A 14,063-nucleotide genomic window follows, 5' to 3' on the forward strand; every position below is an offset into this window, starting at 1 on the left:
AGGGACCTCCATGCTGAAACTCTCCATGCCTCATCCTTCCCGCTCTCTGGCCATCGGCGCACTGCTGCTCGGCACGCTGGGGCTGGCGGGCTGCATGACCGGCCCTGACTTCGCTCAGCTGGAGGCACGCGTAGTGCCACAGCAGGCCTTCCAGGCACCGGGTGATGCGCTGCTGGAGGTCCGCCTGGTGGATATCTCCAGAGCCGATGCACCGGCCAACCTGATCGCCAGCACCCGCTTCGGCGGTCTGCGCCAGGGGCCTTTCCCGGTCAGCCTGCAATATGATCGCAATGCCATCGAGGATGGCCATCGCTATGCACTGCAGGCCGACGTGCGCAGTGACGGCAAGCTGTACTGGATCAATGACAGCGTGGTGCCAGTACTGGACACTACCCACAACGCAGCGCAGGGTGAGGTCGAGGTGCCGATCGTGCCGCTGCCACGTGCGCTGGGCCACTGAATACGCTCCCCTCTCCTGTAGATAGGACATCCCGATGGATTGGCTGGAATACCTGTTACCTGTCTTCTTTCTCACCCCGCTGGGCGCCATCGCGCTGGTGGTGCTGGGCATGCGCGGCCTGCATGAGCGCCGCATCCAGTCACCCCTGACCCGCCGCCAGCTGCGCGAGCCGGGCCAGAGCCTGCGAGACCGCCTCGATGACGCCTTCCAGTCATTGTTTCTCGATGGCGCACTGGGACCGCTCATCACCCTGAGCCCGCTGATCTATGGCATGGGACGCATGGTGTTCGGCGAAGAGCAGAACTGGCTGGAGTGGGCGGGCTATGGACTGGCCTGCGCGCTGTTCGTGTTGATCTTCGCGCTGCGCCTCACCCGCCACTTCCAGCGTATTCGCAAGTTGAAGCTGGGGCTGGCCTGCGAGCTGTCCATCGGCCAGGAGCTGGATCAGCTCATTCGCCCGGAGCAGTTGAGCAGCGTGGTCTATCATGACGTCCCCGCCGACGGCTTCCATATCGACCATCTGGTGCTCACGCCGCTCGGTGCCTATGCCATCCGCACCAAGGCGCGCTCGCGTCCGCTGGATGCTCTGGGAGCGATCAAGAACGAGGTCAAGCTGGAGGATGGGCGTCTGCACTTCCCCGGCGGGCGCGAGCGCAAGCCGCTGCGCGAGACACGCGTCGCGCGTGACTGGACTGCCGCCTGGCTCAAGCGCGAGTGTGGTGTCGAGGTACCGGTACACGGCATTCTGGCGCTGCCGGGCTGGCAGATCATCCGGCGTGGTGAACAGCGCAAGGGAGACCCGGACGTCGTCAATGGCGAAGGGCTGGCCGAGTGGCTCAGTACCCATTGCATGACCCCGGAGGATGGCTGCCCGGCGCTGGATGAGGCACTCAAGCAGCGCATCAACGAGGCGATTCTGCTGCGGGTACAGGCCGAACGCATGGCAACGCCCTAGGCCAGCGACTGGCGGTCTCCCATCCGCCCGTCACAAGGACTTGCCAAGCGGGCCGGCGCGACGTTAAATACGCGCCGGTCCAGCCCTGGCTCCTTGATCGCGCCATCGCAATGATGGCGCTTCTGGCGACATACCCCCCATGAAACTCATCACCTTCGACGCATTTCGCACCCTCGGTATTGCCGGCGTTCGCTACATCAAGCCGGAACGCATGCTGGATCACCTCGACGAGATCCGCGCCGCCGACATCCTGCTGTTTCCCGAATACTGGCAGATCACCACCCTGGTCTACGGCCTGGGAAAACGCATCTTCCCGAGCCTGCCCAGCTACGCCATCGGCCACGACAAGGTTGAGCAGACGCGCGTCTTTCAGGCCATCTGCCCGGACAATGTGCCGCCCACCGAGATTCGGGGTGCCAGCCGTCAGGCAATCGACGACATCGAGGCACGCTTCGGCTATCCGCTGATCGTCAAGGAAGTGAAGAGCTCCATGGGGGCCGGGGTGAAGCTGATCCAGTCACGTGGCGAGCTGGAAGCCCACGCAGCTGAGCACCCGGTGCTGTATGCCCAGCCGCGGCTGGATATCGATCGCGACCTGCGTATCGTGGTGGTCGGTGGCGAAGTCATCACTGCCTACTGGCGCGTCACGCCGCTGGGCGGCTATCGCTCCAACGTCAGTCAGGGCGGCGAGACGGCCTATGACAACATCCCGGCGCCCGCCATCGAGCTGGCGCTGCAGCTGGCCGAGGCGCTGAGTGTCGATCACGCCGGCTTCGATATCGCGATGGTCGATGGCCATCCGATGGTCTTCGAGTTCAATCGTCTGTTCGGCAACCAGGGCATTCAGGACAGTTCACGGCGTATCGGTGCCGCCATCAGTCGCTATCTGGCCCTCGACAATGACGACAAGGACCCGACGCCGCCGGTGCTGACACCGCGCCGCTCCCGCAGCGAGACACTGCAGGAAACCGCCTGAGTCATCGCCCCTGAGACTCACCAGCCCATCCAGACGACAGAAAGCCGCCCCGAGGGGCGGCTTTCTGTCGTCGGCGGCCTGATCCTTCAGGCCGGCCGGATCACAGTCGGGATGGACGGCTGTGCGGGTCGCCTTCGACATGATCCTTGGGCGTGTCCTGCTGCGGCTTGCCCGCCGCAGGCACGTCCTCGTCCGGAATCTCCCAGGTGCCCTCTTCCGTCCAGGGGTCGTCTTCCGGGAATTCCTCGATATTGATCTCCTTGACCGTGTAATCCGGCTGATAGCGCAGGTCATAGTGCGCGGCGCGCACGATGGAGATGCACAGCAGCAACGCCACCGCCAGCAACGGCACGCCACCGATGATCGAGGCCGTCTGCAGGGTTTCCAGCCCGCCGACGAACATCAGCACGATCGGCATGAACGACAGCGCGAAGGCCCAGAAGAGACGGTTCCAGCGCATCGGCTCCTCATCCACTTCCTTCTGGACCACGGCCGCCAGGATGTAGGAGATGGAGTCGAAGGTGGTGGCCGTGAAGATCAGTGCCAGCAGCGTGAAGGCAAAGATCACCACATAGTCCAGCGGCAGGGTATGCAGCATGGCGAAGATGGCAGCGGTCGGGCTCTGCTCGTTGAGTATGGTCACCACGTCCAGCTCACCTGACAGCTGCAGGTACAGGCCGTAGTTGCCCATTACCATGAAGAACAGGAAGCAGCCCATGGTGCCGAAGAACATCGAGCCCGCCACCATCGCGCGAATGGTGCGACCCCGCGAGATGCGCGCGATGAACAGCCCCACGCTGGGCGCGAACACCAGCCACCAGGCCCAGTAGAAGATGGTCCAGTCCTGCGGGAAGTGGGTGTTCTCGAAGCCCTTGAACTCGGCGAACGGCTCAAGCCAGGTCGCCATGTGGATCAGATTGCTCATCACGCGCCCCAGCGCGTCCAGACCGGTATTGGCCATGAACAGGGTCGGACCTGCGATGAAGATGAACAGCAGCAACCCGACCGCCAGCCAGAAGTTGATGTCCGACAGCAGCTTGATGCCCTTCTTGAGCCCCACGTAGGCGCTGTAGCCGAACAGCGCGGTACACACCAGCAGCACGACGACCTGGGTCATCAGCGACTTGGGTACGCCGAACAGCTCATGCACCCCCTCGTTGATCATCGGAGCTGCCAGACCGAGCGTGGTCGCCCCGCCACCCAGCATGCCGAAGACGAAGCTGATGTCGACCAGCTTGCCCAGCCAGCCACGCGCCAGCTTTTCGCCGAGCACCGGCATCAACGCCTCGGAAATCTTCAGGACACTGTGGTGACGCACGTAGTAGAAGTAGGCGATCGGCACGGCGGGAATCAGATAGATCGCCCACGCCAGCGGCCCCCAGTGGAAGATACCGTAGGCGGCGGCCCATTCCGCGGCCTCCGGTGTCTGGCCTTCCACATGGAACGGCGGCGACTGGTAGTAGTAGACCCACTCGATCATCGACCAGTAGAGGATGGAGGCCCCGATACCAGCGCAGAACAGCATGGCCGCCCACGACACGATCGAGAACTCAGGCTTCTCTTCGGCGTCGCCCAGCTTGATCTGCCCGATATCACTGAAGATGATGTAGATCATGAAGCCACCGGCTCCGACACCCAGCATCAGGTAGAGCACACCCAGCTTGCTGGTGACGAAATTCTTGGCCGCCGATACCCACATCGCACCCTGCTCGGGGAAGATGACCAATGGCAACGTCACTGCCAGCAGCAGAAAGATCGAGCCGAAGAAGGTCGGCTTGTCGATCATGTCGAAGGCCTTCTCTGGCTTGTTCTCCGCGTTGGCAGCGGTTCCTCCGGGGGGTTTCTTGCTCATAAATAAGCCTCGTTTATCGTTATTGCCCTGCATGATAATAGCTTATCATGAATGAAAAGTGACCTGCGCGTTCACACTTCGTACAAAGCTAGTACAACAACTCGATAGGCTACGTAAAGAAAATTTACCGCTTGTCAGCGCAAGGACGTCACGCGAGACAGCAGCCGGCCAGGATCACGTCGACGGAGACATCGAGGAAAAAAGGAAAAGAGGGACGGAGGGAAAGCGGGAAAGAGGAGTTGCCTGAACAGATGGGGCGCGTGACCGGCAGGAGGCCGGCAAGGCAACGCGGAAATGACACGGCAGACCACGACTGCCCGGCACGGCTTGCCGGACAGTCGTCATGCTCGAGCGGATGGCTCAGTCGCCGCGCAGGCGGCCACCCATCTCCTGAGCGAGGTCCACGGCGAAGTGATCGGTCATGCCGCCGATGAAATCGAGCATGCGCCGGTAACTGCGGTAGAGATCCCAGTCACGCGTCGGGGTGTTCTCGCCGATCAGCGCCAGCACGCGCTGATGCTTGAAGCTGGAGCGCCCCGTGGTGTGCAGCTCATGGGCAGCCCCGATGAAGGCTTCAAGCAGGATGCCCAGCGTGGTGTAGGCGCCGATTTCCAGCTTGGCCTTGCGCTCGTTGCGAAAGATCTTCTGGCGCGCCAGATTCTTGGCTTCCCGCACGCCCCAGCCGAGATCGGGATGACACAGATCCAGCAGGTCCTCACTGAGGGTGCCCGCCAGCAATTCCGCCTCATGCTGCACGAAGGCCTGGGCCACGTCATTGACCGCCCGCTCCATCGCCGCGCCCCTGAGGGCCGCCACCTTGCGCCGCTGTGACGTGCCACGCGCGACCATGTCGTCATACTCCCGCGGCGCGCCACCACTGATGCCGGTCAGAATCTCGTAGACCTCCTCGAACTGCAGTATGCCCATCTCGAGGCCATCCTCGAGATCGAGCAGCGCATAGCAGATGTCATCGGCGGCCTCGACCAGCCATGCCAACGGGTGGCGACACCAGCGGCCATCGTCACGCGCCAGCAGCCCGCAGCGCTCGGCCACCTGATCCAGCAGTTCACGCTCACTCTGGTAGCAACCGAACTTGCCGCCTGCCGTGGCGTGCTTCACCGTCCAGGGATACTTGAGCAGGGTGCCCAGCGTCGCCGCCGTCAGGCGCATGCCGCCATGAAACTGGTTGTATTCGATCTGGGTGACGATACGAAAGCCCTGGGCGTTGCCTTCATAGGTGAGCAGGTCTTCGCGCTCGGCCTCGCTCAGGCCTGACAGACGCCCGTGGTCACTGGCGGCCTCTGCGGCAAACCAGTCACGGATGGCATATTCTCCGGCATGCCCGAAGGGTGGGTTGCCGATGTCATGTCCCAGACAGCCGGTCTGGACGATGACGCCGAGGTCGGCGGGCGTGACCCACTCGGGCAGATGGTCCTTCAACTTCTCGCCGACCATCATGCCTAGCGAACGCCCGACGCAGCCGACCTCCAGGGAGTGGGTCAGACGCGTGTGGATGTGGTCGTTGTCGGTCAGCGGATGCACCTGGGTCTTGCGACCCAGCCGTCGGAAGGAGCCCGCGAACACGATCCGGTCGTGATCCTTGTGGAAGGGCGTACGGCCCATCTCACGCGATACGGTGCCCGGTGCGTCATGCAGGCGACTCGGCTCCAGCAGTCGTTCCCAGTTCATTGATGACATCAGGCAACTCCTTGGCAGGCGCCCGAGAAATGACGCCGGCGAGCAGACAACGGTGAATGACGGGCAGAAAAAAAGAGAACAGGGATTGTGGCACCCTGCTCTCTTTCTCTCCAGACCGCTGGGCGGTTCTCCTGTCCGCCCAGACGGTTTCTCGACCCGCTCAGGCGGTTCATCTCCCGCTCAGCCTGATGATAAGGGCGCTCGAGACTGTCTGGCGCCGGGGCGGCTCAATCCTCGGCCAGTGCCGGCAACAGCACCTTGAGCTTGCGCGTCAGCGTGTTGCGTCCCCAGCCCAGCAACTCGGCGGCTTCGCCCTTGCGACCGCCGGTATGCTTGAGCGCCGTCTCGATCAGGATGCGCTCGAAGTCGGGCACCGCCTCTTCCAGCAGATGGGTGTGGCCGGCGGCGAGCGCGCGGTCCGCCCACTCACGGAAGGCACCACGCCAGTCCCCGGACGCGGCCTCGGTGCCACTGACGTCACGCAGTTCCGGCGGCAGATCCTCGACCATCACCTCGCGGCCCGAGGCCATCACCGTCAGCCAGCGACAGGTGTTCTCCAGCTGGCGCACGTTGCCCGGCCAGTCGAAACGCGTGAGGTGCTTCTCGGCCGCCTCGGTGAGCACCTTGGGGTCCGTGGCCAGCTCGCGTGCGGCTTCGGCGAGGAAGTGCTGCATCAGGCGCGGGATGTCCTCACGGCGCTCTGACAGCCGCGGCAGGTGGACGCGGATCACGTTGAGGCGGTGGAAGAGATCCTCGCGGAAACGACCATCCTCCACCAACGCCTCCAGGTGCTGGTGGGTCGCGGCGATGATACGCACATCCACCTTGACCGGCGTGATGCCCCCCACGCGGTAGAACTCGCCATCCGCCAGCACCCGCAACAGACGTGTCTGGGTTTCCGCCGGCATGTCGCCGATCTCGTCTAGGAACAGAGTGCCACCATCGGCCTGCTCGAAGCGTCCGCGACGCAGAGCGGTGGCACCGGTGAAGGCACCCTTCTCGTGGCCGAAGAGCTCTGACTCCATCAGGTCCTTGGGGATCGCCGCCATGTTCAACGCGATGAACGGCTTGGCCTTGCGGGGCGAATGCTGATGCAGCGCCTGGGCGACACGCTCCTTGCCGGTCCCGGATTCGCCGTTGATCAGTACGGTGATGTGCGACTGGGACAGGCGACCGATGGCCCGAAAGACCTCCTGCATCGCTGGCGCTTCCCCGATGATCTCCTTGGTCAATCCTTCCGGCACCACCGCGGGGGCCATGGATTCCCGCGCGTGCGCCACGGCGCGCCGCACCAGCGCCAGCGCCTCATCCACATCGAAGGGCTTGGGCAGATACTCGAAGGCACCGCCCTGATAGGAGGCCACGGCACTGTCGAGGTCGGAATGGGCCGTCATCACGATCACCGGCAGGTCCGGATAACGCTCGCGGACTCGTGCCATCAGATCGAGGCCATCGATACCGGGCATGCGGATGTCGGTGATCAGCACATCCGGGCACTGTCGCATGATGCTGGCTTCTGCCTGATCCGGGCGCTCGAAGCTTTCCACCTCGAGGTCAGGCTGGGCCAGAGCGCGCTCCAGTACCCAGCGGATGGCGCGGTCATCATCGACGATACAGACGCGTGCAGTCTCGCTCATGAGGGATCTCCAGAAGTGCCGGCAAGTGGGATTAATAGTCGGAATTCGGTATGGCCGGGGCGCGAGTCACACTCGATCAACCCCTGATGCTGGTGCAGGATGCCCTGGGCGATGGAAAGCCCGAGCCCTGAGCCTTCGGCGCGCCCCGAGACCATCGGGTAGAACAGCGTCTCGCGCAGCGCCTCGGGAATGCCCGGGCCGTTGTCGCTGATCGCCAGCTCGCAGACCAGACGATGGCGCTCATGACCCAGCGTGAACTGCCGCCGGGCCCGCGTGCGCAGGGTGATCTCCCACGGCGCCTCATTGCCATCGGCTGATTCGGGCTGCGGCTGCTCATTGAGGGCCTGGGTCGCGTTGCGCGCGATGTTGAGCACCGCCTGGATCAACTGGCCTTCATCGCCGATGACTTCAGGAAGGCTCGGGTCATAGTCGGCCGTCAGCTTGATGTGATGCCCTTCCGCCGCCAGCAGGGAGCGCACCCGCTCGGTCACCGAGTGGATATTGACCGGCGACTGCAGCGGTGGCCGATTCGGCCCCAGCATGCGATCGACCAGATCGCGCAGGCGATCCACCTCCTCGATGATGATGCGCGTGAACTCCACCATCTGCGGCTCCGGCAGATCGCGCTCCAGCAACTGGGCCGCGCCCCGGATACCGCCAAGCGGGTTCTTCACTTCATGCGCCAGCCCGCGTGTCAGCACCTTGACGGCTTCCTGCCGAGCGATCAGCGCCTCCTCGCGGGAGATCTGCATCAGACGATCACGCGGCTCGATTTCCACCAGCAGCTCATTGGCGCTGACCGGGGTCGCGGTGAAGTCCACCGTCAGCGGCTCGTTGGCCGCATTGACGATCTCGGCCTCACGCTGGGTATAGGGATGCTGTTCTTCCAGCGCCTTGCGCAGCACCTTGATGGGCTCTTCATCCAGCCCGGTCAGATGTTCAGGGGAGCTGCCCTTGACGCGCACCAGGCTGACCGCCAATAGCGTCTCGGCCGCCGGGTTCAGCCATACCACGCGCAGCTGTGCATCCAGCACCACCACGGCAGTATTCAGGTGTTCGAGCAGTCGTTGATGCATGCCTTTATCCGCCATTCGCAGTACGTCTCCCTGTTCTGCAATAACCGCGCCAGTCTGGTGCAAATGCCGCGTGCATGGCACCCGCGCCGATGCACCTCTTTCGGGCGTCGATTTGAAGCACCATTATGGTGCACCAAAGGATCGCACTGCCAACCCGATGCAGCAGACCTGCTCATCAGCGGGCGTGCTGCTGCATCGCGGGCGATACCGTTGCCAGACCTGGCGACAAAAAAGGCCACCCGAAGGTGGCCTGATGACCTGGCGCGCGAGTCACGTGTCGTTCGCAAGCCAGGAGGGCTGTCACCCCCGTCTCTCAGCCACCCCCGGCATTGGCCGGGTTGTTGGGATTGCGCGGGAGATTGACGCTGGCGCGTTGCACGTAGACCACTCGGGGCTCGGTGGTCTGGCGCACTCGTCCGGAGGCATCCAGCAGCTCCGCCTGGATGACGTGCTTGCCACGCTCGAGCCCCGGCACCATGAAGACACTGCTGTTCATGGCCGATTGCGACGGCGCGCCATCCACGGTCACGCGTACCTTGTGCTCGGGACGCAGCTGCGGCTCGATGGCCAGGCGCACCGCCAGGTTGCCGGCCTGCCCCGTGGGCAGCGTCTCTTCATTGCTCGGGCTCTGGATGAAGAAGCGGGTATAGCCACGGAAGCTGACATCCACGGCAGGCGCGGAGGGTCGGCTACGGGAAGCGGTCTCGGATGGGGAAGATGACACGCCACGCGAAGCAGGCGCGCGCGAGGGAGCAGACTCGGTGGAAGGCACCACACTCAGCGGCGTCAGCTTGACCTTGCTGCCGCCCGCCGGCTGATCACTGAACACCACGTTGCCGTTGGCATCCACGTGCCGGTAGACCTGAGCCGCCTCGAGCTCCGCCGAGACGCTGCTCAGGGCCAGCACCGCTGACAGGCAGAGACCGAGCGTCGTCATGCCCGGCAGGCGAGCCATCCGCCGCATTCCCTTGACCGGCAAGGACCTGCTGTCACCCACTGAACCAATGCCACGCGAAGAAGAAGTGAAGGGCCACATCCGGGAATTCCTGAAGAAGTCATGGGAAGCCAGAAGCGCGCATCCGCTCCTGCCAGTCGTGTCACTCACTCGAACGCTACCAGCCAGCGTGCCAGAAGTGACATATCCTGCTGCCAAGTTACAAAGCTTCCCGCGTTGATACCAGCCCTGCTTGTTGCGACGCGACTTTCCGCGACGGGTCGCGGGTCCTGGACAGCCGGGAGTCAGCTCTTGGAGCACATGTCTCAGAAACGAGAACAGGGCCATACCTGTCGGTATGACCCTGTGTGTCTCGCCTCACGCATGCCCCGCGCTCAGACTGCTCCGGGCGGGGCCGTGAGCGACATGCGCCGTCGGTAGATCAGACGCTGTAGTACATGTCGAATTCGAGCGGGTGAGTCGCCATGCGCAGGCGCTGGATGTCTTCGCCCTTCAGCTCGAGGTAGGCATCGATCATGTCGTCAGTGAAGACGCCACCCTGGGTCAGGAACTCACGATCGCCGTCCAGCGCGGTCAGTGCCTGTTCGAGGCTCTCGGCCACGGTCGGGATGGACTTGGCTTCTTCGGCCGGCAGGTCGTAGAGGTTCTTGTCCATGGCATCGCCCGGGTGGATCTTGTTCTTGATGCCGTCGATACCGGCCATCAGCATCGCGGAGAACGCCAGGTACGGGTTGGCCGTCGGATCCGGGAAGCGAGCCTCGACACGCTTGCCTTTCGGGCTGGCGGTGTACGGGATACGGATGGAAGCGGAACGGTTGCGGGCAGAGTAGGCCAGCATGACCGGGGCTTCGAAGCCCGGCACCAGACGCTTGTAGGAGTTGGTGGACGCATTGGTGAAGGCGTTCAGCGCACGAGCGTGCTTGATGATGCCGCCAATGTAGTAGAGGGCCATTTCGGACAGACCCGCGTACTCGTCACCGGCGAACTGGTTGTCGCCATCCTTCCAGAAGGACTGGTGAACGTGCATGCCGGAACCGTTGTCACCGACCAGCGGCTTGGGCATGAAGGTCGCGGACTTGCCGTAAGCGTGCGCCACGTTGTGGATCACGTACTTGAGTTCCTGAACCTCATCGGCCTTCTTGACCAGGGTGTTGAACTTGACACCGATCTCGTTCTGGCCGGCGTTCGCCACTTCGTGGTGGTGAACTTCGACTTCCTGACCGATGGCTTCCAGGGTGTTGCACATGGCAGCACGGATATCGTGGAAGCTATCGATCGGCGGGACCGGGAAGTAGCCGCCCTTCAGACGCGGACGGTGACCCAGGTTGCCGCCTTCCGGCGTGGAATCGGTCGCCCATGCACCTTCTTCGGAAGAGATCTTGAACATCGCGCCGTTCATCTCGTTCTTCCAGTGCACTTCATCGAAGATGAAGAATTCCGGCTCCGGACCAAAGAAGGCAGTATCGCCCAGACCGGTGGACTTCAGATATTCCTCGGCACGCTTGGCGACGGAACGCGGGTCGCGCTCATAGCCCTGCATGGTGGCCGGCTCGATGACGTCACAGCGCAGCACCAGAGTGGTGTCTTCGGTGAACGGGTCAAGGAAGGCAGTGCCGTCATCCGGCATCAGGATCATGTCGGACTCGTTGATGCCCTTCCAACCTTCGATAGAAGAACCATCGAACATCTGACCATTCTCGAAGAATTCTTCGTCAACCGTGCGCGCCGGGATGGAGACGTGCTGCTCCTTGCCCTTGGTGTCGGTGAAGCGCAGATCAACCCACTTGACTTCGTGTTCTTCAATCAGGGCAAGTGTCTTCTCAGCCATGGTAATTCTCCGATGGAGCCGGCGGCTCGGTTGCAGTTGGTGTCAGCGTTGTCTGTTCAGGTCTTTCGTTGTCTGTCTTTTTTCTCATGGTCAGCCAATGGATGCCAGCCATGAAGAGGATGACCTGATAATGCATCGAGCGTGCCAGAATGAAGCACACCAGAACATCAACAACAATAACTAACTGAAAACAATGAAGAAATACATGCACCCAAAGATGACATGCTGGATTTTGCAGCGAGAAACATGACCCCACAAGGTGCAGAAAAGAGGATTGCGCAGGCACGAATTATCATATTGGTGCATCAAAAAATGCCTTGGCACCAATATGGTGCACAGCGAGCCATCAGGCCGATCTGACCGGTCACATCAGCCTCACGCTGGCCGCGTCAATTCGAGAGAACTCGCTGTCGATGACGGTCTTTTTCGCTCGTGATCGTCATGGCAGCCCCTGGCCACAAGTTTTTTTTCATCTGTCACAAGCGCGCGGAAAAGACTTGAGAGACAATCATTTGGGCACTTCAGGCCAATCCATGGCCCTCACTGACCCGCCTCGTGAATGCACGATGCTGGCAGGAGGCATGCCATGCCCCCTATAATGCGCCCCAAATCACAAGCGCCCGGTACGCGAGCGCCCATTTTCCGCACAGGTTCCCGTCGTGATCGAGAAACTTCGCAACATAGCCATCATCGCCCACGTTGACCACGGTAAAACTACCCTGGTCGACAAGCTCCTGAGTCAGTCTGGCACCCTGGACCGCAAGGCCGAGGGTCAGGAACGCATCATGGATTCCAACGACCAGGAAAAAGAGCGCGGCATCACCATTCTCGCGAAGAACACCGCGATCCAGTGGAACGATTACCACATCAACATCGTGGATACCCCTGGGCACGCTGACTTCGGTGGCGAAGTCGAGCGCGTGATGTCCATGGTCGATTCCGTGCTGCTGCTGGTCGATGCTGTCGATGGCCCGATGCCGCAGACTCGCTTCGTGACCCAGAAGGCATTCGCCCAGGGTCTGAAGCCGATCGTCGTCGTCAACAAGATCGACCGTCCGGGCTCTCGTCCTGACTGGGTCGTCGACCAGATCTTCGATCTGTTCGACAACCTGGGCGCGACCGACGAGCAGCTCGACTTCCCGATCATCTACTGCTCTGCCCTCAACGGCATTGCCGGCATGGATCCGGAAGACCTGCAAGACACCATGGACCCGATGTTCCAGTCCATCGTCGACATCGTCGAGCCGCCTAAGGTCGAGCTGGACGGTCCGTTCCAGATGCAGATCTCCGCACTGGACTACAACAGCTACGTCGGCGTCATCGGTCTGGGCCGCATCAAGCGCGGTTCCGTCAGCCCGGGCCAGCAGGTTTCCATCGTCACCAAGGAAGGCGCTGTCCGCAAGGGCAAGATCGGCCAGGTCATGACCCACATGGGTCTGGACCGCGTGCAGACCGACAAGGCGACCGCCGGCGACATCGTCTGCATCACCGGTATCGAGAACCTCGCGATCTCCGACACCATCTGCGACACCGCGACCGTCGAAGCGCTGCCGCCGCTGACCGTCGATGAGCCGACCGTCTCCATGACCTTCCAGGTCAATGACTCTCCGTTCGCCGGTCAGGACGGCAAGTTCGTCACCAGCCGCAACATCCGTGAGCGTCTGGATCAGGAACTGATCCACAACGTCGCCCTGCGCGTCGAACAGGGTGAGACGCCGGAGAAATTCGTCGTTTCCGGCCGTGGTGAGCTGCACCTCTCCGTGCTGATCGAATCCATGCGTCGTGAAGGCTTCGAGCTGGCCGTGGGCCGCCCGGAAGTCATCATCAAGGAAATCGACGGCAAGAAGCAGGAGCCGTACGAAGAAGTCATCATCGACTGTGAAGAGCAGCACCAGGGCTCCATCATGGAAGAGCTGGGCTACCGCAAGGGTGAGCTGACCAACATGAACCCGGATGGCAAGGGTCGTGTGCGTCTGGACTTCATCATCCCGTCACGTGGTTTGATCGGCTTCCGTGGCCAGTTCCTGACCCTGACCTCCGGTACCGGCATCCTGACCAGCCGCTTCGATCACTACGGTGACCTGAAGGAAGGCGCAGGCGTCGAGCGTCGCAACGGTGTCATGATCTCCATGGTGCCGGGCAAGGCACTGTCCTACGCCCTGTACACTCTGCAGGAGCGCGGCAAGCTGATCATCGGTCACGGTACCGAAGTCTATGAAGGCATGCTGGTGGGTATCCACAACCGTGCCAACGACCTGGTCGTCAACCCGACCAAGGCCAAGAAGCTGGATAACATGCGCTCCACCGGCAACGACGAGAACATCGTGCTGACGCCGCCGATCCGCTTCACTCTGGAACAGGCGATCGAGTTCCTGGATTCCGATGAGCTGGTGGAAGTCACTCCGCTGCACATCCGTATCCGCAAGAAGTACCTGAAAGAGAACGAGCGCAAGCGCGCCAGCAAGTAAGACGCTGCCCGTGCAGCCCTCCACCCCATGTGGAGGGCAAGCCTGAAACGCAAAAGACCCGCCTCCCGGCGGGTCTTTTGCGTTTCAGGCGTTAACAACGCCACTTCCCTAATACTCGAGCATGTCATTGCAGATAGTGCGTCGCCATTAGGGCCGGC

General features: G+C 62.3%; 11 protein-coding genes. 4 read left to right on the top strand and 7 right to left on the bottom strand.

Annotated features, from left to right (window positions below):
- Nucleotides 1-10: 10 nt before the first annotated feature.
- From QD172_RS10190 to QD172_RS10200, 3 genes are all read left to right on the top strand, one after another.
- Nucleotides 11-460: a YbaY family lipoprotein gene (locus QD172_RS10190; RefSeq protein ID WP_136939537.1), complete on the top strand. Its 450-nt coding sequence runs from the start codon at nucleotides 11-13 to the stop codon at nucleotides 458-460.
- Between the two features lie 34 nt (nucleotides 461-494).
- Nucleotides 495-1,415: a nuclease-related domain-containing protein gene (locus QD172_RS10195; protein WP_176503472.1), complete on the top strand. Its 921-nt coding sequence runs from the start codon at nucleotides 495-497 to the stop codon at nucleotides 1,413-1,415.
- A gap of 139 nt (nucleotides 1,416-1,554) precedes the next feature.
- Nucleotides 1,555-2,391, top strand: a complete 837-nt coding sequence (locus QD172_RS10200; protein ID WP_084207730.1) for an alpha-L-glutamate ligase — start codon at nucleotides 1,555-1,557, stop codon at nucleotides 2,389-2,391.
- Between the two features lie 100 nt (nucleotides 2,392-2,491).
- Here the strand turns inward: QD172_RS10200 and QD172_RS10205 are convergent, their stop codons facing one another.
- The 7 genes from QD172_RS10205 to QD172_RS10235 form a co-directional block, all read right to left on the bottom strand.
- Entirely contained in the window at nucleotides 2,492-4,243 is a 1,752-nt protein-coding gene (locus QD172_RS10205; protein ID WP_279855709.1) for a BCCT family transporter, read from the bottom strand.
- Nucleotides 4,244-4,603: 360 nt separating this feature from the next.
- Nucleotides 4,604-5,941 (bottom strand): deoxyguanosinetriphosphate triphosphohydrolase, encoded by a 1,338-nt coding sequence (locus tag QD172_RS10210; RefSeq protein WP_084207729.1) that lies wholly within the window; start codon nucleotides 5,939-5,941, stop codon nucleotides 4,604-4,606.
- 227 nt (nucleotides 5,942-6,168) lie between these two features.
- Nucleotides 6,169-7,578 carry a nitrogen regulation protein NR(I) gene (ntrC, locus tag QD172_RS10215; protein WP_279855710.1) on the bottom strand — a complete coding sequence of 470 codons (1,410 nt, stop codon included), beginning with the start codon at nucleotides 7,576-7,578 and terminating at the stop codon, nucleotides 6,169-6,171.
- On the bottom strand, nucleotides 7,575-8,654 hold the full coding sequence (gene glnL / locus QD172_RS10220) for a nitrogen regulation protein NR(II) (protein WP_077380022.1): 1,080 nt from the start codon (nucleotides 8,652-8,654) through the stop codon (nucleotides 7,575-7,577). Before glnL ends, ntrC begins: the two co-directional genes overlap by 4 nt.
- A gap of 313 nt (nucleotides 8,655-8,967) precedes the next feature.
- Nucleotides 8,968-9,609 (bottom strand): DUF4124 domain-containing protein, encoded by a 642-nt coding sequence (locus QD172_RS10225; RefSeq protein WP_255304486.1) that lies wholly within the window; start codon nucleotides 9,607-9,609, stop codon nucleotides 8,968-8,970.
- Nucleotides 9,610-10,030: 421 nt separating this feature from the next.
- Nucleotides 10,031-11,437 (bottom strand): glutamate--ammonia ligase, encoded by a 1,407-nt coding sequence (gene glnA / locus QD172_RS10230; protein WP_065392424.1) that lies wholly within the window; start codon nucleotides 11,435-11,437, stop codon nucleotides 10,031-10,033.
- Nucleotides 11,430-11,723, bottom strand: coding sequence for a hypothetical protein (locus QD172_RS10235; RefSeq protein WP_136939534.1), 294 nt, complete (start codon nucleotides 11,721-11,723; stop codon nucleotides 11,430-11,432). The genes glnA and QD172_RS10235 overlap by 8 nt, the downstream gene beginning before the upstream one ends.
- A gap of 373 nt (nucleotides 11,724-12,096) precedes the next feature.
- Here QD172_RS10235 and typA point away from each other — a divergent pair, with 373 nt between their 5' ends.
- A complete protein-coding gene (gene typA / locus QD172_RS10240) occupies nucleotides 12,097-13,905 on the top strand; it encodes a translational GTPase TypA (protein ID WP_077379915.1) in 1,809 nt (602 codons plus the stop codon).
- Nucleotides 13,906-14,063: the final 158 nt, after the last annotated feature.

Origin of the sequence: Cobetia sp. 10Alg 146, from assembly GCF_029846385.1 — a bacterium.
GTDB classification, from domain to species: Bacteria; Pseudomonadota; Gammaproteobacteria; order Pseudomonadales; family Halomonadaceae; genus Cobetia; species Cobetia marina.

Bases quoted from the DNA above. Each gene is read 5' to 3' on its own strand.
- QD172_RS10190 (WP_136939537.1), top strand. From the start codon at position 11: ATGCTGAAACTCTCCATGCCTCATCCTTCCCGCTCTCTGGCCATCGGC.
- QD172_RS10195 (WP_176503472.1), top strand. From the start codon at position 495: ATGGATTGGCTGGAATACCTGTTACCTGTCTTCTTTCTCACCCCGCTG.
- QD172_RS10200 (WP_084207730.1), top strand. From the start codon at position 1,555: ATGAAACTCATCACCTTCGACGCATTTCGCACCCTCGGTATTGCCGGC.
- QD172_RS10205 (WP_279855709.1), bottom strand. From the start codon at position 4,243: ATGAGCAAGAAACCCCCCGGAGGAACCGCTGCCAACGCGGAGAACAAG.
- QD172_RS10210 (WP_084207729.1), bottom strand. From the start codon at position 5,941: ATGTCATCAATGAACTGGGAACGACTGCTGGAGCCGAGTCGCCTGCAT.
- ntrC (WP_279855710.1), bottom strand. From the start codon at position 7,578: ATGAGCGAGACTGCACGCGTCTGTATCGTCGATGATGACCGCGCCATC.
- glnL (WP_077380022.1), bottom strand. From the start codon at position 8,654: ATGCATCAACGACTGCTCGAACACCTGAATACTGCCGTGGTGGTGCTG.
- QD172_RS10225 (WP_255304486.1), bottom strand. From the start codon at position 9,609: ATGGCTCGCCTGCCGGGCATGACGACGCTCGGTCTCTGCCTGTCAGCG.
- glnA (WP_065392424.1), bottom strand. From the start codon at position 11,437: ATGGCTGAGAAGACACTTGCCCTGATTGAAGAACACGAAGTCAAGTGG.